This is a genomic window from Streptomyces sp. CCM_MD2014 (assembly GCF_000772045.1).
Taxonomy (GTDB): Bacteria; Actinomycetota; Actinomycetes; order Streptomycetales; family Streptomycetaceae; genus Streptomyces; species Streptomyces salinarius.
In genome coordinates this window covers 7,732,346-7,752,192 of the sequence record NZ_CP009754.1, presented here as the reverse complement: position 1 = coordinate 7,752,192, position 19,847 = coordinate 7,732,346, and the positions used below count along the sequence as shown (strand labels likewise).

The following is a 19,847-nucleotide window of genomic DNA, read 5'->3' as shown; positions in this document are numbered from 1 at the left end:
GGAACCCTCACCTGGGGCCGAACCGGTAGCCGAAGCCGCGCACGGTGTGGACGTAGCGCGGGCTGCCCGGGGGTTCGCCGATCTTGGACCGCAGTCGCTTGACGCAGGCGTCCACGAGCCGCGCGTCCCCGTGGTAGTTGTGCTCCCACACGGCCTCCAGGAGCTGCTGGCGGCTGAACACCTGCCCGGCGGAGGCGGACAGGGTGAGCAGCAGCCGCAGTTCGGAGGGACCGAGGGCGACCGGCCGTCCCTGGTGGGTGACGGTCAGTCCGGCGCGGTCGATGACCAGGTCGCCGTGGTGCTCGGTGCGCGGGGTGCCCTGGTCGTCGGAGGCGCTGCCCACGCGGCGGAGCACGGCGCGTATGCGTGCGTCCAGTACGCGGGCGCGCACCGGTTTGACCACGTAGTCGTCGGCTCCGGACTCCAGCCCGACCACGATGTCGGTGTCGTCACCGCGGGCGGTGGCCATGATGATCGGCAGCTGGTCGTGGGCGCGGATGCGGCGGCACACCTCCAGGCCGGACATGCCCGGCAGCATCAGGTCGAGGACCACGGCCTCGGGCCGGAACGTCCGCAGCTGTTCCAGACCGTCCTCGCCCGTCGCGGCGGCGGCGACCTCGTGCCCCTGCCGGCGCAGGGCCAGAAGAAGGCCGTCCCGGACGGCGCGGTCGTCTTCGATGATCAGGACCCGTGGCATGGACCTCAGTATGCGCGTGCGCGGGCGTGAGTCCGCGTGCGGGTGACGGCTGTTACACAGCGGTCCAAAAGGCGTCCCCGCGCGATCACACGCCCGGGGCACGCTTTGTGATCATGAACGAGCGCCGTCGACCGACTCCTCCACCGTCCTCCGCCGCCGGCCGCCGACGCCGCGGCGGCCGTGCCCGCCGCCGACGGGGCGGTCGGCCCCGCCTGCTGTGGCCGGGGCTCGCGGCCGGCGCCGTCCTGGTGCTCGCCGGCGGTCTGGCGCTCAAGGGGGGCACGGAATCCGCCGGCCACTCCACCGGCTCGGCCGATGCGTCCTCGGTGACGGAGACCGGTGGGCCGCGAGCGGCGCGGAAGGACTCCCCCACGCCCGAGCCCGAGAAGGAGAAGGACGAGAAGGAGAAGCAAGGGGAGAAGGACGCCGACGCGGGTGGTGGGAAGAGGGCGGGTGAGAGGCCGGACCCCGACTCGATACCGTCGTCCGGGCCCGGAACCTTCGCCACCGCCGACGGCGGCGGCGACCGGGTCGGCGGCAGCGCGCGGACGCTGACCTATGTGGTGCAGGTCGAGGACGGCATCGGCATCCCGGCGCGGGACGTCGCCACCGAGGTCGAGCGCATCCTCGCCGACGAACGGGGCTGGACGGCCGACGGGAAGGTGGGCTTCCGGCGGGTGTCGGGCGGCTCGTCCGACTTCCGGGTGCGGCTCGCCACGGCGGGCACGGTGGACGACATATGCGGCCAGTACGGCCTGGACACCGGCGGCGAGGTCAACTGCAACGTGGGCCAGGACGTCATGGTCAACCTCAAGCGGTGGCTGCTGGCGACGCAGTACTACGCGGACGACGTGACGTCGTACCGGGCGCTGATCATCAACCACGAGGTCGGGCACTTCCTCGGCCACGGCCACGAGGGGTGCCCCGGGGCGGGACGTCCGGCGCCGGTGATGATGCAGCAGATCAAGGGCCTGCACGGCTGCCGGACGAATGTCTGGCCCTACGACGCCGACGGCCGGCCGATCACGGGGCCGGCCGTCGGCTGAGTGCTCACGCGGCGTGGCCCTCGGGGGGCACGCCATTGGCCCTGGCCGCGTCGGCGAGCGCCTGGGCGGCGGCCTCCGCGGCCTGCGCCGTGTCGCTGGCGGCCTGGGCGGCCCCGTCGTCCGACGGGTGTTCGCGGGTGGCCGGCGACTGCGGCAGTGCTTCGGTGAAGGCGCGGGACACTCCCTGGAGCGCGGAGGTGACCTCGCTGGGGATGACCCAGAAGGTGCTGCCGGAGCCCTGTGCCAGTTGGGGCAGCACCTGGAGGTACTGGTAGGCCAGCAGCTTGGGGTCGGGGTCGTTGCGGTGGACGGCCTGGAAGACCTCGTCGATGGCCCGGGACTGGCCCTCCGCCTTGAGGATCTCCGCGGTGCGGTTGCCCTCGGCGCGCAGGACGGCGGCCTGCTTGTCGCCCTCGGCGGTGAGGATCTGCGACTGGCGCTGCCCTTCCGCGCCCAGGATCGCGGCCCGCTTGTCCCGCTCGGCCCGCATCTGCTTCTGCATGGCGTCCTTGATGGACTGCGGCGGGTCGATCGCCTTGATCTCCACCCGGTTCACCCGCAGTCCCCACTTGCCGGTGGCCTCGTCGAGCACACCGCGCAGCTGGCTGTTGATGGTGTCGCGCGAGGTGAGGGTCTTCTCCAGGTCCATGGATCCCACGACGTTGCGCAAGGTCGTGACGGTGAGCTGCTCGACGGCCTGGAGGAAGTTCGCGATCTCGTAGAAGGCCGCGCGCGGGTCGGTGACCTGGAAGTACAGGACGGTGTCGATCTCGACGACGAGGTTGTCCTCGGTGATGACGGGTTGCGGTTTGAAGGAGACGACCTGTTCGCGCAGGTCGATCACCGGATAGACGCGGTCGATGTACGGGATGACCACGCTGAGTCCGGGTTTCAGGGTGCGGTGGTAGCGGCCGAGCCGTTCGACGTTGCGGGCTCGGGCCTGCGGCACGATGCGCACCGCCCGCACCACGGTGAAAACGGCGAGAAGCGCGACGATCACACCGGCGATGAGGAACGCCGAGGCTTCCATGGTCACTCCCGGGGATAGACGAATGCGGTGGTGCCGCTGATCTCCAGAACGTCGACGGTCGCACCCCGGGGAATCACCAGCGTCTCGTCGTAGGAACGGGCCGTCCATTCCTCGCCGCCTATACGGACCCTGCCCTCCCTCCCCGTCACGTCGGAAACGACGTAGGCGGCCTGGCCGACCAGGGCGTCCACGCCGAACCGCTCGGTCTGGGGCTGGTGGAGGTGGCGCACCGCGACGGGGCGCAGAAAGAGAAGGGTGACCGCGGAGACGACCGTGAACACCAGGAACTGAAAGGGAGTGGAAAGGCCGGCCGCCGCGGACGCGGAGGTGATCAGCGCGGCCGCTCCGAGCATTCCGAGTGCGGCGGTCAGGGTGAAGATCTCCGCCACGATCAGAACGGCGGAAACGATCAACCAGATCAGCCACGGATCCATTGCGGCCCCCTTTCCGCTTTTGAATTATTTTACCGGCTTTCAGGAAAAGCGGACCCGTTCGTCACCGTGGATCGTCAGTGCGCCGGCGGGGGCCGGCACGCGCCTCGCTCGGGGCGGGTGCCGGCCCACCGCGGTCACACGGCCGGGAGGTCAGGCGGCCGCACAGGCTCCGAGGTCTTCCCAGACACCCCACTCACCGGTGGTGCCGGGCTCCTCGCCCGTCACCCACCACTTGGCGCGCCAGGTGTGGCCGCCGTAGGAGACGGTGTCCCCGCCGCCGTAGACGCTGCCGGCGCTCCACAGCGGCGCGTCGCAGGCATCCGGGTCGCCGTCGCCGCCCCCGTCGCCGCCACCGGTGCCGCCGATGTTGACGTCGATGCAGGAGTAGAACGCGTTGCCGGTGTCCGCCACGTTCCAGACGGCCAGTACCTTCTGACGGCCGGTGAAGCCGCCGAAGTTCACCTGGTGACTCACGTCAGGGGCGGGCTGCGCACCGTGACCGTCGAATTCGGCGATCTTCTGGTTTCCGATGAAGTACTGCCAGTTGGCGGTGGCGTGCCGCGCCGTGTGGTGCCACGTGAAGGTGTGCGTCGTGCCGACCGGGGTGACGCGCCAGCCCTTGCCGTCGTCGTCGAGCTCGGCGAACTGGCTGTTCCCGCCGCTGCAGCTCTTCAGGCCCTTGGGGCCCTCGACGCTCTGGGGCTCGTACTTGATCTGGCCGCAGTCGACGATCCCCGCGGCGCACTGGTCCTGCCGGCTGCCGGGCGAGGTCACCCAGCCGTGGGCGTTGGCGGTGCTCGCCGGAAGGCTGACCGCGAGCAGCGGAGCGACCAGCGCCCCGACCGCGAAGGCCACCCGTCTCTTGGTGCGCATCTCGTGCCCCTTTCGGATACAGGTCTAGACCTGACGAGTTCAGGTCTAGACCATAGCGGCGAAGCCCGTCCGGTCAAGGGCCCGCACAACATCAACCGACTTCCGCCGGTGCGGACTTGGCGAGAGGTCCTCGAGCGCAAGTCGTCGCGCTATTGGTCTAGACAAGACTCGCCGTGATGGTTAAAAGTCGAATGGGCCGCGCGTCTCCCCCCTCCCTCGGGACGCCGTCGGGCCCTGCCCCGTGCTGCGCGCCATCCCCACCGGCCGCCCGCTTCGCCTGCGGTCGTTGCGCGAGAAAGGAGCACCACCGTTGGAAGCGTTGGAGAAACGCAGGGAGCACGTGATCGCGCTCTTCCGCATCGTCGTAGGCCTGCTGTTCGCCTGCCACGGAGTCGCCACCCTGTTCGACGTCCTGGGCGGACCGCACGGACCCGCCCCCGGCTTCGCGGCATGGCCCGGCTGGTGGGCCGCCGTGGTGCAACTCGTCGGCGGCACACTGGTCCTGTGCGGTCTCGCGACCCGCACCGCGGCCGTCCTGTGCTCCGGGTCCATGGCGTATGCCTACTTCGTCGAGCACCAGCCCGACGGGCTCTTCCCCATCGAGAACGGCGGGGAGTCCGCGGCCATGTTCTGCTGGTCCTTCCTCCTGGTCGCAGCCGTCGGACCGGGCCGCTGGAGCCTGGCCTCCCGCCTCCGCCCCCGCCGGAGGGACGAGGACCGGTCGGGGTCGCTGCCCGCGGACACGCCGACGTCCGCCTGAGCCGTCATCCGACGGCCACCCCGAGAGCACCATCGTCCACGCGCGGCCGCGAGCAGTTCCCCGCCACCGCAGGGTCGCCCTCGTCCTGACCCCGTCACGGCACCTCACCGGCTCGGCGCGCAGCAAGCCGGCCCCGGCCGGCCCCGACGGCGCACACACTGAGCCGGACCTCGGTGTGTGCGCCGTCTCACGTATCCCGAAGCCACCCAAGTTGCGTGAGTCACTGCGCAAATGCCCCTTTCGCCCGCATGCTCGAAGGAGCAGCGGCCGCTCGTAGCCGCCGGAAGTGGTGTGCTGCGGCGTCGACTTGGTCGCCAACGTGCCCAGGCGTGCGCCGCCCCTTCCCTCGCAGCCTCCGTAGAAAGGTGCCGATCGTGGCCGCATACCTGTGCGCTCCCGCCGTGATACACGGCGAGCACTCCGTGAAGACCGAAGAGATCGTGGCGGAAGTGCACGGTCGGCACCCGGACGCGGCCTGGGCGCCGCGGGTCGACGGCATCGCGGCCAGTACGGGCATCGAGACCCGCGGCTGGATGCTTCCCCTGGAGGCCGCCGTCGCGCCCGGCAGCGGGGGCGGTCCGGGGTCCGCCGGTCCCGCCCGGGAGGCGCTGGTCCGCGAGGGATTCACCGAGCAGGACGCCGACCGTGTGATCGCCGCTCTCGACGCGGTGCCCGCACCGCAGACCGTGCAGGAGCGCACCGCCCCGGCCTGGGATGCCGTGCAGTCCTACGGCGAGCGGGCGGCGCGCGGGGCCCTGCAGATCGCCGGCCTGGACGTCGCGGACGTCGACTGCCTGATCACCAGCAATTCCACCACCCCGGCACTGCCCGGACTGGACGTCGCCCTGGCCAACCGGCTCCCGCTGCGCGGCGACACCATGCTGCTGCCCGCCACGCAGTGGGCCTGCGTGGCCGGGACCCGTTCCCTGGCACTGGCGGCGGACCTGGTGGCGGCGGACCCCGACCGGGTGGTCCTGGTCGTGATCTCCGAGGCGCTGAGTACGACCTACCAGCCCGCGGACGACACCCTGGAGTCCCTGATCGTCCGGCTGCTGTTCGCGGACACCGCGGTCGCCGCGGTGGTCACGGGCCGCCCGAGGCCCGAGTCGGTGCTCCGGCTGGACGCCTCCTGGCACCACACCCTGCCGGGCACGCAGGACCTGCACCGCCTGGAGACGCGGGCGGACGGCACCCACTTCGTGATGGACCGGCGCGGGCCGCGGGCGGTGCAGGACACGGTCACCGCGATGTGGCAGTGGCTCCGCGTCCGCTACGAGGACGACCCCGCCGCCTGGCACCCCGACGTGCTGCTCGCGCACCCGGGCGGTACCCGGGTGCTGGAGTACATGGAGCAGACGATGCCCGCCGAGTGGCCGTCGGGACTCCTGCGGTACAGCCGGGACAGCTACACCACCGGCAACCGCGGGGGCGCCGCCGTCTTCGACATCCTGCGCCGGGCGCACGACGCCGGGCAGGAGGCGGGCAGCCGTGCCGTGCTGTACGCGGCGGCGCCCGGCCTGACGGCCACCGCTCTGGAAGGGGAGTGGCTGTAGGGCGGAGGCCGCAACGGGAGCGCCGGCCGACGGTTGCTCCGTCACTGTCGGTGTTCGCCGGGTGCCCTTGGTGTGGGCGAAGCGTCCGCCGGTGTTATTGAATGGGGTGTGCGGTCGGGGTACTCGGGGCCCTTCCGCACGGGTTCGGGTACGGCCCCGGCACTGTGCCGGGGTTGGCGAGCGAGCTGAGGGAGCCGCATGGACTCCACACCCCCCTCTTCGTCCTCGTCTCCGTTCGACCTGGTCAGCAGCGCCCTGGGGCGCTACATCCCGCGTGGCCAGGCGTCGGGTCCCGACCCTGCCGCGGCGCAGGCCGACCCCGCCGGACACCCGGCGGAGCACGACCTTCCGGCAGCGGGCCCCCAGGAGCAGATCCTGGGCGCGGTCAATCTCGACCGGGAGCTGAGAGTCACCCACCGCAATCTCGACGCCCCCGTCTTCGCGGGACTGGACGCCGCGATCGGGAGTCCGTTCGTCGATCTGCTGCCGCAGGGGGACGTACCGACGGTCACCCGGCGGTTGCGGCAGGTCCTGGAGACCGGTGAGGCACACGTCGCCCGGGTGCAGCGCCTGCGGCGGGCGGACGGGTCGGAGCTGGTGGTCTCGATGAGCATCCTGCCCGCGGCGGCTCCCCGGGAGGGCCTGACCGTCTCCGTGATCGCCATGGCCAGGAGGCTGCACCTGTACGCCGCCGAGACCGCGATCGGCACCTCGCTGGACATCGGCGAGACCGCGCAGTCGCTCGCGGAGTCCCTGCTGGCCTGGGGAGACGTGGCGGCCGTCGATCTCGACTTCGCCGTGTGGACGGGCGAGGGGGTCACCGAGCGGGCGCAGGACCGCATCCGGCTGCGGCGGGCGGCCCTGGTGCCGGACCGGGCGTGGCCCGAGGGCTACGTCACCCTGGGCGAAGATCTCCCCGGCGACGCCAGCCGTCTGCTGGCGCAGGCGATACGGCGTGCCGACGCCCCGCAGTCCATCGTCATCCCCGACCGTGAGGCGATCGAGCGCGTGCTCGGAAGCCCGCGGCTGGTACGCGCCCTGGTGCCCGGGGAGCGTTCGGCGGGGGTGGCGTGCGTACCGCTGGTCCTGGAGGGCGATCCGCCCGTGGTCCTGGGCGTGGCGGAGGTCTGGCGGCGGGCGGACCGCCCCTTCGCCGACAGCGAGCTGTTCGACCTGCAGGAACTGGTGGCCAGGACCTCCCACCACGTGGACCTGGCCCGCCAGCACCAGCGCGAACACACGCAGGTCCTGGCTCTGCAACGGCGGCTGCTGCCGCGGTCCGGCGGCGGCACGGTCCAGACCGCCAGCGTCTACCAGCCCACCACGCCCGACAGCGCGGGCGTCGGCGGTGACTGGGTGAACAGCTTCCCGCTGCCCGACGGACGTACCGCGCTGGTGGTCGGTGACGTCGTCGGCCACGGTCTGGGAGCCGCGGCGACCATGGGCCAGTTGAGCATGGAGGCCCGCGCGCTGCTGTCGGCGGGGCTCGCGCCCGACGAGGTGCTGGAGCACCTGGACGAGACCGTGACGCTGCTGGACGACACGGAGTCCGGGCTGACGGCCGGCTACAGCGCCCTCGGGTCGACCTGCTGCATCGCGGTCTACGACCCGGTCAGCCACCGGCTGGCGTTGTCCAACGCGGGCCACCTCCCGCCGATCCTGGTGGCGCCGGACGGAGACGCCGGCCCTCTCGCGGTCCACCCGCACCCCGGCCTGGGTGCCGAGTTCGCCCTGCGGGAGCCGTTCGGCGTGCACACGTTCGCGGCTCCCCCGGGCTCCCTGCTGGCCCTGTACACCGACGGCCTCGTGGAGGATCCGGCCGTGCCGATCGACGAGGGCATCGGCAGGCTGACGCAGGCCGTGGCCGCGGTGCACCCCTGGGACGCGCTGCCGCAGGCCGCACGGCGGGTGGTCTCCGAGGTGATGCCGGAACGCCGGCGCGACGACGTGAGCCTGCTGCTCGCGCGCCTGATCGGCTACCGCAAGGGCGACACGGCGACCTGGCGGCTGCCGGCCCGCGAGGACGCGGCCGCGCGGGCCCGCGCGCTGGTCTTGGCGCTGCTTCGGCAGTGGCGCACCCGGGACGGCACCCGGGACAGCGTGCTGCTCCTGGTCAGCGAGCTGGTCACCAACGCGGTCCGCCACGCGCGCGGACCCATCACCGTACGGCTGATCAGGGCCGGCCCCGGTCTGCTGTGCGAGGTCGGCGACACCGGCAACGGCAGGCCGCGGCTGGGCCGGGCCGGGCTCCTCGACGACGGTGGCCGCGGCCTGCACGTGGTGCACCGGCTCACCTCCCGGTGGGGGGTGCGCTGGACGGAGACCGGCAAGGTGGTCTGGGCGGAGGTCGTACGGTGACGCGCCCGGGGAGCCCTGCCGCGCAGCGCGGGGAACCGGGCGCGGGGAGCCTGCGTCCGTCGAAGCGCAGGATCACCAGTGCGCGCCCCGAGGAGTCCGCGATGACCGGCACCGCCACCCGCTACCTCTACCTCGCCCGGCACGGCGAGGCGTCACCGGACGAGACCGCACTGACGGACGCCGGCCGGCGGCAGGCAACCCTGCTCGGCAGGCGGCTGAGTAACGTCCCGCTCACCTCCTTCCACCACGGTCCCCTGCCGCGGGCGCGGCAGACCGCGCGCCTGATCGCCGACGAACTGACCGGCGTCACGCCACGCGTCGCGGACACCGCCGACGACTACGTCCCGCACGTGCCGGAACGGGCCGAACTTCCGCCCGACTCGGCGGACCACTTCCTCCGCTTCCTCGCCGGTGTCACCGACGAGGAGCGGCGGCACGGCACGGAACTCGCCCGCCGGGCGCTGCGCCGGTTCACCGGTCCGGTGACGGAGGGCACGGAGGACCGGCACGAGCTGGTCGTCACCCACAACTTCCTCATCGCCTGGCTGGTCCGGGACGCCCTGGACGCGCCGAAGTGGCGGTGGCTGGGCCTCAACCACGGCAACGCGGCGCTCACCGTCATCCGCTACGCCCCCGGCCGGGCTGCCTCCGTCCTCGTCTCCAACGACATGCGGCACCTGCCCGCCGAGCTGCGGTGGACGGGATTCCCGCCCGAGCTGCACGTCTGACGCGGCGGCCGGGCCGGGGCGGTGACTGCGCGGCGCGTGCGCACCCGGGCGGCGGCGGTCGCCGCCGCGACCCGCCGTCGCCTGCTGCCGTGACCCCGGCCGCTCCTCCGTGGCCCGGCCGGCCGCCGGACCGGAGGGAGGGCCGCCGCGCGGGACGGAGCGCGTACGAGTTGATTTCGCGTACGAGTTGATTTGCGGCACACCGGCCACGCGCGTTACATGTGCAGGGGGCTGTTCGCCCCGCCCCCGTGGTGCCGCCGTCCGAAGAGCGCGGCATCGGGCCGGCACGCCCGCACCGTCCGGGGCCGCGCCGGCACGGGCGTGCCGCACGGAGAGGTGACGCGGTCGTGAGCACAGCGAAGGGCACGGCGCTGGTGACGGGTGCCTCCTCGGGGATCGGCGCCGCGTACGCGCGGCGGCTGGCGGCCGAGGGATGGGACACCGTCCTCGTCGCCAGGCGGGCGCAGCGCCTCGACGACCTGGCCCGCGGTCTTCGCGCGGAGACGGGCACGACGGTGGAGACCGTGGTGGCCGATCTGTCGGCGCCGGACGACCTCGCCCGGGTCGCCGGGCGGGCGGCCGGGGAGGACATCGGTTTCGTGCTCAACAACGCCGGGATCAACGGCTACGGCCCGTTCGCCGCCCTCGAGCCGTCGCTGCTGCGGAAGGTCCTCGACGTCAACGTGCTCGCCGTGACGGCGCTGGCGCGCGCCGCCGTGCCGGGGATGCTGGCCCGCGGCCGGGGCACCCTGGTCAACGTGGCCTCGCAACTCGCGTTCGCCGGATCCCTCCCGCCCGGTCCGCTGCCCGAGCGCGCGGTGTACGCGGGCAGCAAGGGGTACGTCGTCACCTTCACCCGCACCCTCGCGGCCGAACTGTCCGGCTCCCCCCTGCGCGTCCAGGTGCTGTGTCCGGGGCTGACCGCCACCGAGTTCCACCGCTCACGCGGCGAGGACCCGGTCCCGGGGCGGGAACCGACGGTGCACGAGGAGGGCGGAACCCCGGTGGGCGAGGTGGTCGACGCGTCGCTGGCCGCCCTCGATGCCGGGGAGGTGGTCTGCGTGCCGGGGCTGCCCCGGTACGCACCGGTGACCTCGCTCGAACGGGCGGAACTGGCGCTGCGTACGGCGTCCCGCCCCGGCCGGTGAAGGCACCCTGGCCGCGCCCCGCCTCCACCGGGCGGCTCCGGGCACCTCGGGGGGTTCAGGGGCCCGGCGCCCACTCCTCCACGGCCTCGGTCTCGGTGTCGTAGCTGCGCAGGGTCACGAACCTGGCCGACAGGGGCGGTGGCGGCAGCAGGTCGGCGACGTGCCGGCCGGAGAAGGCGCCGGCCCGTCGGGTGCGGCCGAGGGTGATGTGCGGCCGCCAGCGCCCGGGGCGGTGGAACGGGCTGAGCGCCTCGGACGGACTGTCCGAGGCAACCGCCTCCCATACCCGGCGGTGCAGGCCGGCCAGCGCGGGGCCGGGGTCCAGGGACCAGGCCAGCACGGAGGTCGGCCGCTCGAAGCGGACCACTCCGGTGAACCGGGCCGGCAGCGGCAGGTCGGCGGCCGCTTCCGCCAGTGCCCAGCGGATCGGGGCCGTCAGCTCCGGGCAGGTGGCCAGGGTGAGGTGCGGGCTGTTGGCCGGCGAGCGGTGCCGCGCCTGGCTGGGCAGTCCGGAGTCCGCCAGCCGCCGCCAGGCGTCCCGGACCGAGGACTCCGTCGGTTCGTCCAGGAGGAGTTCGACCGTGCGCACCGCCGCAGCCTACCGGCGGCACGGAGCGGTCCCGGCGGCGGGCGTCGACGCGGGGAGGGCACCGGCACGGGAGGGCCGTGCGGGGCGGCGTGACGCCGCCCCGCACGGCGCTCACCCCGCCGGTGGCGCTGGCGCGAGCGTGTGCCAGCCGTTCTCCAGGATGTCGAAGGCCCGGTCGACCGCCTGCCGGGGGTGCTCGTGGTGGAGGGCTGCCCGGGGGGCTTCGAGGGCGAAGTGGGCCAGGGCCGTGCAGGCCGGGTCGTCCGCCGCGAGGCCGCTCTCCTCGGCGATGACCCGGGCGAGCGCGGCGGTGTGGCGCAGCCACATGGTCTGGGCGTAGTCGCGCAGTGCGGGCGTGCGGGCCACCAGTTCGTTGAAGGCGGCGAAGCGGGCGTCGCCGTCGGCGGCGACCAGCCGGGTGGTCAGGGCGTGGTCACGCAGCGCGCCCGGGACGGACCGGCCCTCGGCCCGGTCGCGGACGGCGGCGAGCAGACGGGCCTCCTGGTCGGCGTCCTCGTCGAATACGAGGGCTTCCTTGACCGGGAAGTGCTTGAACAGCGTGGTGGTGGAGACGTCGGCGGCGTCGGCGATCTCCCGGATGCCGACCGCGTCGTATCCCCGCTCCAGGAACAGGCGCAGCGCCGCGTCCGCGATGGCCTGCCGCGTCGCGGCCTTCTTGCGTTCACGGCGCCCCATCGGTGCGGCGGAGGGCTCCGCCGCGGCGCCGGTCGTCGTACTGGACATGCCGACACTGTACCCGACGGTTAATCGAGTTCAAAAGTTGCACCGTTGCACTTATTGATCCGGTGTGCTTTTGTTGGGCGCGGCCGGGAGCAGTCGCCTTCCGGACTCCCCCGCCCATCGACGGCCCTGCGCGTCGGCACCCCGTGTCCCTCCCGGGCGGGCCGCCGCGCGCGCCACTTCCCACCCGGATCGAACGGAGCACCCGTGACCACCACCGCCTCACCCCGCATCGCCGTCGTCGGCGCCGGCCCCGGAGGGCTGACCTGCGCGCGCATCCTCCAGCGGCACGGCATCACCGTCTCGGTCTACGACCGTGACGCCGGTCCCGACACCCGCGACCAGGGCGGCTCCCTCGACCTGCACGCGGACAACGGCCAGATCGCCCTGCGCGAAGCCGGCCTCCTGGACGACTTCTTCCGGCTCTCCCGCCCCGAGGGTCAGGAGATGCGGCAGCTGGACCCCTCGGGCGCGGTCCTGTTCCACCACGTTCCCGAGCGGGACGAGCGGTTCAAGCCGGAGATCGACCGCGGCCGGTTGCGCGACCTGCTGCTCGGCTCGCTCCACCCGGGCACCGTGCGCTGGGGCCACGCCCTGCGCGCCGTCGACGGCCCCGCCGACGGCCCTCGGCGGTTGCGCTTCGCGAACGGCGCCGTCGTCGACTGCGACCTCGTCGTCGGGGCCGACGGCGCCTGGTCCGCGGTCCGGCGCGCCCTCTCCGGGGCGACGCCCCGGTACAGCGGTGTGAGTTTCCTCGAGGCGTGGTTCCACGACGTCCCGGCCCGGCACCCCGAAGTGGCCGAACTCGTCGGCCCGGGCGGGGCTGCGGCAGCCGACGGCGAACGGGGGCTGTTCGCGCAGCGCAACGGCGGCGACCACGTCCGCGTCTACGTCATCCAGCGCGTCCCCGCGGACTGGATCGCCGCCGCCGGCCTCGACCCCCGGGACACCCGCGGCATCCGCGCCCATCTCGTGGACCGGTACCGCCACTGGTCGCCCCGGCTGCTCCGGCTCGTCACCGACAACGACGGCCCCTACGTCGACCGCCCGATCCACGCTCTGCCCGTCCCCCACACCTGGGAGCACAGTCCGACGGCCACCCTGCTCGGCGACGCGGCGCACCTCATGCCCCCGCTCGGCGTCGGCGTCAACCTCGCCCTGCTGGACGCCTGCGAGCTGGCCCTCGCCCTCGCCCACCACGACACGGTCGGCCGAGCCGTGCGCGCCTATGAGGAGACCATGCTTCCCCGCTCCACGCGGACGGCCCGGCTGCTCGACGGCGCCGCCGAGCACCTCCTCTCCACCGAGCTGCCGGACTTCGCCGCCGCCGACGGCCGTTGAGGCCCGGCGCCTGGCCGGAGCCGTCCGTGTCAGGCGTCCCCGCGCGGCAGTACGCGCCTCGGCGACCTCGGCCGCGGTGCGGACGCACCGGGCGAGCGCGCGGGCGCGGCGCCCCTCGGACCAGACGGCGACGAGAGTGGTGCGTCGGACCGGCGGTCGCCGACGCCGTGACCCTGCTGCGCCGGACCGGCGCCCTGGACCCCCGGGGTGAGGGCGGGTCGCCCGCCCGCGCACAGCGTGGGAGGGCCACAGGCGTGGGAGGGCCACAGGCGCCGGCAGGCCCGCACGGGCCACTGCCGTGCGGGCCTGCCCGCGCCGCCACCGGGCGGGTCGGCGGTGCTGCCGCCCCGCCCGGTGGCACCTCCTTCGTCGGGTCAGGACCTCTCCAGCTCCTTCCGGAAGGAGCCCCCGCGCTGCAGGGCGCGCTCGATGCTCTCCAGCGAGCGCCCCCGGGTCTCCGGCACCTTCGCGGCCACGAAGAGGATGCACACGACGTTCATCAGCGCGTAGACGAGGAACGTGCCGGAGCGGCCGATCGCCTGGATGGCGGTCAGGGCGGTCACCGCGATCAGCAGGTCGACTCCCCAGAGCGTGACCGTGGCCAGACTGGTCGCCGGGCCGCGCACGCTCAGCGGCACGATCTCCGGGCCGATGAGCCAGACCACCGCCTGGATCCCGATCCCGTTGAACAGGATGTACGCGAACAGCGCGACGATCACGGTCCAGCGCTGTGCCGCCGATCCCTCCGGGCCGAGGAAGGCCAGGGCCATGACCGTCATGGCGATGCCCGAACCCGGCAGGAACCACAGCATCGTCCGCCGGCGGCCCACCCGGTCGACGGCGATCGCGCCGACCACGCCCGCGACGACCAGCATCACGCCGATGCCGACGCCGGTGAGCAGGGCGGCCGAGTCGCCGAACCCGGCGTCGACGAGGATCGTCGGCGCGTAGTAGACGACCGCGTTGATCCCGGTGAGCTGGGAGAAGGCCGCGATGCCGACCGCGATCAGCAGGGCCGGACGCATCCAGCGCTGCCGCAGCTCGCGCCAGCCGCCCACGGGCGTCGCCGCGGCCACCTGGGCGATCTCCTCGATCTCCCGGCGCACGTCGGCGCCGGCCGGCCGGAGCCTGGCGAGCACCCTCGCGGCCTCGTCGCGCCGGTCGTGCTCGACCAGCCAGCGGGGACTCTCGGGAAGGCAGAGCATGCCCACGCCGAGGACCACGGCCGGCAGGACCGCCAGGGCGAACATCGTGCGCCAGCCGCCGCTGCCCGACAGCGCCCATCCGCACAGGTAGGCGATGAGCTGGCCGCAGGCGACCATCAGCTGGAAGAGCACCATGAGCCGGCCGCGGATCCTGGCGGGAGCGGCCTCCGCGATGTAGACCGGCACCATGTTGGAGGCACCGCCGACGGCCAGCCCGAGCACGAAGCGCGCGGCGATCAGACTGCCCACCCCGGGGGCCGCCGCGGCTGCCGCCGCCCCGAGGGCGAAGACCACGGCGACCGCGACCACGACCCTGCGGCGCCCGTGCCGCACGGCCAGACGGCCCGCGAGCAGCGCCCCGGCCATCGCGCCGAGCAGGATCACGCTGACGACGATCTCCTGCTCACGGGAGGACAGATCCATGTCGTCCCGCAGGTGCAGCAGCGCGCCGGAGATGATGCCGGTGTCGTAGCCGAAGAGCAGGCCGCCGAGAGCGGACACGCCGGCGACCGCGTACACCAGGGCCGGCGTCCTGTCCCGGTCCCCGGCCGCCACCCCGGTGGTCCCGGCCCCGGCGGTCAGCTCAGGCATCGCCCATGACCAGACCCTCGATGGTGTGCTTCTGGGTGATCGGCTCCAGCTCGTCGACGACGGGGCAGTCGAGGTGGCGCCGGACCCGCTCCGGCAGGGCCTCCCAGTACGCGCGGGTCACGGCCGTGTCGTGCCGCTCGCTGTTGTCGGCCTCCGGCCCGTCGACGCCCAGGACCAGCACCGGACGGGACTTCGCGGAGTCGTTCTTGGTGCCGCGGTGGATGGTCAGCGCGGTGCGCGCGGAGATGTCGCCCCGCTGCGGGTACTTGCGCACGGCCCGCTCCTCGTAACGCGGGTAGTGCGGGCGGGGCGGGAACATGCCGTGGCCGAACTCGGGGCTGTCGTCCCACTGCGTGCCGGGCGCGATCTCGAAGGGGCCCATGTCCTCCTCCGTGTCGACGGCCGTCACGTTGAAGGCCAGGGAGGTCAGCCGCCGCTCCGTCCGCGTCTCCTCGGGCATCGGGAAGTCGCGGTGCCAGGGCTGGTTGACGGCGCCCTCCAGCGGCACGTCGAAGCCGAGCTCCACGATGCGGTACTCCGGACCGAGCACGGCGGTGCAGACGGACCGCACCCAGGGGTGGTCGACCAGCTCGACGAAGTTCCGCAGCTGCTCGGGGTGGATCTCCACGTAGTAGCGGTGGGGCCCCCGTCCGACGGCACCGCCGGGCCGCGCCAGGGCCTCCTGGAAGGCCGCGTCTATGTCCTCCCGGAGCCGGTCGGCCCACTGGGGGGTGAAGGCTCCCTTGCGGGCGGTGATGCCGTCCGTGTACAGGGCGTCGACATCGGCCGACACGTCCAGGTCCAGGTCGGCCGTCGAGACGCCGGGGTAAACGTGCGGACTCATGGTGCCTCCTCGCACATGCGGTGGTTCCGTCCGCCTCATGTTGCATCGTTGAATTCAACGTGGCAATAGCTGTCGGCGGGGATCTTCGTCGGCCTCGCGGTGCTCGTGCCACGATGTGCGGGTGAGCAGCAGCCTGAAAGACGTAGCCGCCCGCGCCGGGGTCTCCGCGCGTACCGTGTCGAACGTGGTCAACGGGTCCGCCCGGGTGTCCGCACAGACCCGGCAGAAGGTCCAGGAGGCGATCGACGAGCTGGGGTACCGCCCCAACCTCGCCGCCCGCAACCTGCGGGCGGGCCGAACGGGTGTGATCGGCCTGGCCATCCCGGAACTGCATTCGCCCTACTTCGGGGAGCTCGCCGGGCTCCTGGTGGACGCGGCCCGCCGGCGGTCGTGGACGGTGGTGATCGACCAGACCCACGGAGACGCGGAGGCGGAGCGGCGGCTGCTGACGGGCGACAGCGGCCGGGCCATGGACGGCCTGATCATCAGCCCGTGGGCGCTGGAGGCTCAGGAGGTGGCGAGCACGGCGCGCCCGCTGCCCGTGGTGCTGCTCGGCGAGCGCAGCCCGGAGGGACTGGCGGACCGGGTGGCCGTGGACAACGTGGCGGCCGCGGACGACGCCACGACCCACCTGCTGGCACTCGGCCGCCGCCGCATAGCGGCCATCGGGCTGCAGCCGCACCTGCACAACGGCACGGCCGAGCAGCGGGCCGAGGGGTACCGCAGGGCACTGCACCGGGCGCATCTGGCGCCGAGGCCGGAGTGGGAACGACCGGTCACCGCCCTGCACCGGCAGGACGGCGCCCGGGCCATGGCCGAGCTGCTCGACGGCGGCGCCTCACCGGACGCCGTCTTCGCCTTCACGGACGAACTGGCGCTGGGTGCGCTGCATCTGGCGCACACACGGGGGCTGCGGGTGCCCGAGGACCTGGCGATCGTCGGCTTCGACGACATCGAGGACGGCCGCTTCAGCCATCCGACGCTGACCACCGTCTCGCCCGACAAGGGTCAGATCGCCGAGCGCGCCCTGCAGTGCCTGGCCGACCGCATCTACAGCCCGGAGAACGAGGTGCCCGCCCTGGACCTCACCATCCCGCACCGGCTGGTCGTACGACGCAGCACCGTCCCCGGGGCTCCGGCCGACTGATCCGCCGTTCGCCGTCGGCGGCCGGGACCCACGGCGCCGTCCTGGCCGCAGGGCTCCGCGGGGCTCTCCCCCGGCCGGCCCCTCCCCCGGCCTGTGCCGCGTTTCGGCCGCGTTCGGCCGCGTGCGCTCACGTCCGTTCCCCGACCGTCGGCGCGCGTGCGCCGCTCGGCAGGGCAGCGGCCGCGGCCCGTCGGGCTCACCGGCTCGCTTCGGCGCTCTCCTCCCCGCGCCGCTGGGACGGCGCCGTGGTGCGGGTGAGCCCTGCCTGGACGTCCGGGGTCAGGCACTCGATGAGGTAGTGACCCGTATCGGGGGCGCGGGTCACTCCGTGCGTCTCGCTGCCGAATCCCGGGAAGTGACGGTCGAACGCCTCCAGGGCGCCGAGGTACCGCAGGAGGGGACCGTCCTGCCGTCCCACGCTTTCGCCCGGCATCAGGACGGGGATGCCGGGCGGCGTCACCGTGACCATCGCCGCGGCGACACGGCCCGGGGCGTCCGCCAGAGGAATGCGCTCCGTGCCGCCGCGCACGAGGCGCCGGTAGCACAGCTGGGGCGGTACGACGGGCTCCGGGAGCTGCTGGAAGGCGGCGTCCAGCAGCTCGACCAGGCGCGCCTCGCGCAGGTGGTCGTGCATCTCCTGGCACAGGTGCCGCAGGCCCCGGCCGGCGTAGCGTCCCGGATGGGCCGCCACCAGACCGGGCAGCACGCGCTCCAGCGGGGCGTCGCCGTCGTAGAGGTCCTTGAAGTCCATCAGGGCGTCCAGCAGCGTGCCCCACTTGCCCTTGGTGATGCCCATGGAGAAGAGCACCAGCGCCGTGTAGCTGTCGGTCTTCTCCACGACGATGCCGCGCGTGGTCAGATAGGCGGTCAGAGCGCGCGCGGGGATGCCCTGTTCGCCCATCGTGCCGGTCGCGTCGAGGCCCGGGCAGGTGAGGGTGACCTTGATCGGGTCGAGCATGCAGTAGCCCTCGGTGAGGCCCGGGAAGCCGTGCCAGTCGGCGCCGGGTGCGAGGTGCCAGCAGGAGGGCTCGGTGCGCAGCAGCTCGGGCGGCGCCTCGTCGAAGGGCAGCCGCTCCCCGCCGGCGGGGTCGGTCACCGCGTCGGGCTGCCAGACTCCGAAGAACCAGGGCGGCCGGTCCCCGGCGGCCTCGATCCGGCGCCCGATGCGCACCATCTCCTGGCGGAACCGGATCGCCTCCGACACCGCTTCGTCGATCAGCCACCGCCCCTGCGGACCGTCCATCATGGCCGTGGCCACGTCGAGGGAGGCGATCATGGGGTACAGCGGCGAGGTGGTCCCGTGCATCATGAGCGCCTCGTTGAACCGGTCGTGCTCGACCGGGGCCCGGGGCGCGGGCCTCACGTGCACCATCGCTCCCTGCGACAGGGCCGCCAGCAGCTTGTGCGTGGACTGGGTCGCGAAGACGGTCGGCCGGTCGGGACCCGGGAAGGTCTCCTCGTCCACCGACATGCCGTACCGCCCCGCGTAGAGCGGGTGGAAGCGGGCGTACGCGAACCACGCCTCGTCGAAGTGCAGCCGCGGGGTGCTCGCGGCGAAGGCCCGGGCCGCCGCCACGGCGTCGTAACAGAGCCCGTCGTACGTGGAGTTGGTGAACACCGCGTACTGGGGGCGGGTGGAGACCGCGTCCCGGGCGAGGACACTCGCGGCGCCGCGCGCGGCCACCGACTCCGGCGCGATCTCGGCCGGCGGCAGCGGCCCGGCGAGGCCGTAGCCGTTGCGGGTGGGGACGAGGTACACCGGCCGGGCGCCGGAGACGACGAGGCCGTGCAGGACCGACTTGTGGCAGTTGCGGTCGACCAGGGCGATCTCGTCGCCGGTGACGCTGAAGTGGCCGACCAGCCTGTTGCACGTGGAGTCCCCGTGCAGGACGAAGTACGTGCGGTCGGACCCGAAGACCCGCGCGGCGTTGCGCTCGGCCTCGCCGATCGGGCCGGTGTGCTCGAAGAGCGAGCCCAGCTCCTCCACGGAGATCGACAGGTCGCTGCGCAGCAGCCGCTCCCCGAAGTAGTCGTGGAAGGCCCGGCCCACGGGGGACTTGAGGAAGGCGACACCGCCGGAGTGCGCCGGGGTGTGCCACGAGTACTCGTGCGCGTCGTCGAAGCGCCGCAGCGCCTTGAAGAACGGCGGCAGCAGGTTGTCGCGGTAGGTGCGCGCGGCGGTGGCGATCCGGCCCGCGATGAAGGCCGGGGTGTCCTCCAGCGGCCATACGTAGCCCACCACGGACTGCGACACCCACAGCGGCAGCTCGCGCAGTCCCTCACCGGCCATGACCAGGAACACCGGGAGGTTGTGGAAGCGGCGCCCGATCCCGCGCAGCACCGCCGCGCCGCCCGGCCCGTCCCCGGTCGCGGCAGGGAGGTCCCACGCGACCACGGCGGCGGCCACCCCGGCTTCCGTCCGCAGCACCGCCTCGGCGTCCGTGGCGCTCACGACCCACCGCACGCGCAGGCCGCTCTCCCGGATCGCCTCGGCGATGCGCGCCAGCTGGCCGGCCGCGGCGCTGCCGTCCTCCGGACGCTCCTCGACCGCCAGCAGTACCAGGCCCTCGGCCATGTCTCCCCCTCCCCCGGTGGCCCGCGCCACCCCCGGGTGCCAGTGTCGGCACCCGGGGCGCGGGGCGGCGTCCGCGGCCGGGCAAACCACCCCATCGTGGGGATGAGCGGCCCGCCGCTTGACGCGGCACCCACCGTGCCCGGACCACCGTCCCGGAGCGGGGCGGGACTCCGCGCCGGCCCGGCCC

At 73.6% G+C, this 19,847-nt stretch carries 17 protein-coding genes; 8 read left to right on the top strand and 9 right to left on the bottom strand.

The genetic code is table 11. The features are described from left to right. Nucleotides 1–7: 7 nt before the first annotated feature. Nucleotides 8–697, bottom strand: coding sequence for a response regulator transcription factor (locus NI25_RS34630; protein ID WP_061446250.1), 690 nt, complete (start codon nt 695–697; stop codon nt 8–10). Between the two features lie 113 nt (nt 698–810). Between NI25_RS34630 and NI25_RS34625 the strand changes: the two genes are divergently transcribed. After that, nucleotides 811–1,743 carry a DUF3152 domain-containing protein gene (locus NI25_RS34625; protein ID WP_078884926.1) on the top strand — a complete coding sequence of 311 codons (933 nt, stop codon included), beginning with the start codon at nt 811–813 and terminating at the stop codon, nt 1,741–1,743. A 4-nt stretch (nt 1,744–1,747) separates the two neighbouring features. On the opposite strand, the gene NI25_RS34620 is transcribed toward NI25_RS34625, so the two are convergent. The 3 genes from NI25_RS34620 to NI25_RS34610 all read right to left on the bottom strand — a co-directional run bounded on the left by NI25_RS34620 (nt 1,748) and on the right by NI25_RS34610 (nt 4,080). Further along, nucleotides 1,748–2,773, bottom strand: a complete 1,026-nt coding sequence (locus NI25_RS34620; RefSeq protein WP_030398960.1) for an SPFH domain-containing protein — start codon at nt 2,771–2,773, stop codon at nt 1,748–1,750. Between the two features lie 2 nt (nt 2,774–2,775). Further along, the gene (locus NI25_RS34615) at nt 2,776–3,207 is read right to left on the bottom strand and encodes an NfeD family protein (RefSeq protein WP_061446249.1); all 432 of its coding nucleotides are present in this window, start codon (nt 3,205–3,207) and stop codon (nt 2,776–2,778) included. A 150-nt stretch (nt 3,208–3,357) separates the two neighbouring features. Continuing rightward, a complete protein-coding gene (locus NI25_RS34610; RefSeq protein ID WP_061446248.1) occupies nt 3,358–4,080 on the bottom strand; it encodes a lytic polysaccharide monooxygenase in 723 nt (240 codons plus the stop codon). Nucleotides 4,081–4,390: 310 nt separating this feature from the next. Here NI25_RS34610 and NI25_RS34605 point away from each other — a divergent pair, with 310 nt between their 5' ends. The 5 genes from NI25_RS34605 (at nt 4,391) to NI25_RS34585 (ending at nt 10,627) form a co-directional block, all read left to right on the top strand. Further along, nucleotides 4,391–4,840, top strand: coding sequence for a DoxX family protein (locus tag NI25_RS34605; protein WP_061446247.1), 450 nt, complete (start codon nt 4,391–4,393; stop codon nt 4,838–4,840). A gap of 374 nt (nt 4,841–5,214) precedes the next feature. Then, nucleotides 5,215–6,393, top strand: a complete 1,179-nt coding sequence (locus NI25_RS34600) for a polyketide synthase (RefSeq protein WP_107071952.1) — start codon at nt 5,215–5,217, stop codon at nt 6,391–6,393. Nucleotides 6,394–6,591: 198 nt separating this feature from the next. Next, nucleotides 6,592–8,751 carry a SpoIIE family protein phosphatase gene (locus NI25_RS34595; protein ID WP_061446246.1) on the top strand — a complete coding sequence of 720 codons (2,160 nt, stop codon included), beginning with the start codon at nt 6,592–6,594 and terminating at the stop codon, nt 8,749–8,751. 101 nt (nt 8,752–8,852) lie between these two features. Continuing rightward, nucleotides 8,853–9,479 carry a histidine phosphatase family protein gene (locus NI25_RS34590; RefSeq protein WP_061446245.1) on the top strand — a complete coding sequence of 209 codons (627 nt, stop codon included), beginning with the start codon at nt 8,853–8,855 and terminating at the stop codon, nt 9,477–9,479. Nucleotides 9,480–9,826: 347 nt separating this feature from the next. Further along, a complete protein-coding gene (locus tag NI25_RS34585) occupies nt 9,827–10,627 on the top strand; it encodes an SDR family NAD(P)-dependent oxidoreductase (protein ID WP_061446244.1) in 801 nt (266 codons plus the stop codon). Between the two features lie 55 nt (nt 10,628–10,682). Here NI25_RS34585 and NI25_RS34580 read toward each other — a convergent pair whose 3' ends face one another. Together NI25_RS34580 and NI25_RS34575 are read right to left on the bottom strand one after the other, a co-directional pair. Next, nucleotides 10,683–11,216, bottom strand: a complete 534-nt coding sequence (locus tag NI25_RS34580) for a 2'-5' RNA ligase family protein (protein WP_061446243.1) — start codon at nt 11,214–11,216, stop codon at nt 10,683–10,685. A 111-nt stretch (nt 11,217–11,327) separates the two neighbouring features. Then, entirely contained in the window at nt 11,328–11,960 is a 633-nt protein-coding gene (locus tag NI25_RS34575) for a TetR/AcrR family transcriptional regulator (RefSeq protein ID WP_061446242.1), read from the bottom strand. Between the two features lie 204 nt (nt 11,961–12,164). Here NI25_RS34575 and NI25_RS34570 point away from each other — a divergent pair, with 204 nt between their 5' ends. Beyond that, nucleotides 12,165–13,298: an FAD-dependent oxidoreductase gene (locus NI25_RS34570; protein ID WP_061446241.1), complete on the top strand. Its 1,134-nt coding sequence runs from the start codon at nt 12,165–12,167 to the stop codon at nt 13,296–13,298. 374 nt (nt 13,299–13,672) lie between these two features. Here NI25_RS34570 and NI25_RS34565 read toward each other — a convergent pair whose 3' ends face one another. Further along, nucleotides 13,673–15,094, bottom strand: a complete 1,422-nt coding sequence (locus NI25_RS34565; RefSeq protein WP_061446240.1) for a sugar porter family MFS transporter — start codon at nt 15,092–15,094, stop codon at nt 13,673–13,675. After that, nucleotides 15,087–15,938, bottom strand: a complete 852-nt coding sequence (locus tag NI25_RS34560; protein ID WP_061446239.1) for a phytanoyl-CoA dioxygenase family protein — start codon at nt 15,936–15,938, stop codon at nt 15,087–15,089. Before NI25_RS34560 ends, NI25_RS34565 begins: the two co-directional genes overlap by 8 nt. Before the next feature lie 121 nt (nt 15,939–16,059). On the opposite strand from NI25_RS34560, the gene NI25_RS34555 reads away from it, so the two are divergent. Further along, on the top strand, nt 16,060–17,085 hold the full coding sequence (locus tag NI25_RS34555; RefSeq protein ID WP_061446238.1) for a LacI family DNA-binding transcriptional regulator: 1,026 nt from the start codon (nt 16,060–16,062) through the stop codon (nt 17,083–17,085). Nucleotides 17,086–17,281: 196 nt separating this feature from the next. Here NI25_RS34555 and NI25_RS34550 read toward each other — a convergent pair whose 3' ends face one another. Then, nucleotides 17,282–19,660, bottom strand: coding sequence for an Orn/Lys/Arg decarboxylase N-terminal domain-containing protein (locus tag NI25_RS34550; RefSeq protein ID WP_061446237.1), 2,379 nt, complete (start codon nt 19,658–19,660; stop codon nt 17,282–17,284). Nucleotides 19,661–19,847 lie beyond the last annotated feature (187 nt).

Excerpts from the sequence above, each read along its gene's own strand:
- NI25_RS34630 (WP_061446250.1), bottom strand. The coding sequence starts at position 697 with ATGCCACGGGTCCTGATCATCGAAGACGACCGCGCCGTCCGGGACGGC.
- NI25_RS34625 (WP_078884926.1), top strand. The coding sequence starts at position 811 with ATGAACGAGCGCCGTCGACCGACTCCTCCACCGTCCTCCGCCGCCGGC.
- NI25_RS34620 (WP_030398960.1), bottom strand. The coding sequence starts at position 2,773 with ATGGAAGCCTCGGCGTTCCTCATCGCCGGTGTGATCGTCGCGCTTCTC.
- NI25_RS34615 (WP_061446249.1), bottom strand. The coding sequence starts at position 3,207 with ATGGATCCGTGGCTGATCTGGTTGATCGTTTCCGCCGTTCTGATCGTG.
- NI25_RS34610 (WP_061446248.1), bottom strand. The coding sequence starts at position 4,080 with ATGCGCACCAAGAGACGGGTGGCCTTCGCGGTCGGGGCGCTGGTCGCT.
- NI25_RS34595 (WP_061446246.1), top strand. The coding sequence starts at position 6,592 with ATGGACTCCACACCCCCCTCTTCGTCCTCGTCTCCGTTCGACCTGGTC.
- NI25_RS34590 (WP_061446245.1), top strand. The coding sequence starts at position 8,853 with ATGACCGGCACCGCCACCCGCTACCTCTACCTCGCCCGGCACGGCGAG.
- NI25_RS34575 (WP_061446242.1), bottom strand. The coding sequence starts at position 11,960 with ATGTCCAGTACGACGACCGGCGCCGCGGCGGAGCCCTCCGCCGCACCG.
- NI25_RS34565 (WP_061446240.1), bottom strand. The coding sequence starts at position 15,094 with ATGCCTGAGCTGACCGCCGGGGCCGGGACCACCGGGGTGGCGGCCGGG.
- NI25_RS34560 (WP_061446239.1), bottom strand. The coding sequence starts at position 15,938 with ATGAGTCCGCACGTTTACCCCGGCGTCTCGACGGCCGACCTGGACCTG.
- NI25_RS34550 (WP_061446237.1), bottom strand. The coding sequence starts at position 19,660 with ATGGCCGAGGGCCTGGTACTGCTGGCGGTCGAGGAGCGTCCGGAGGAC.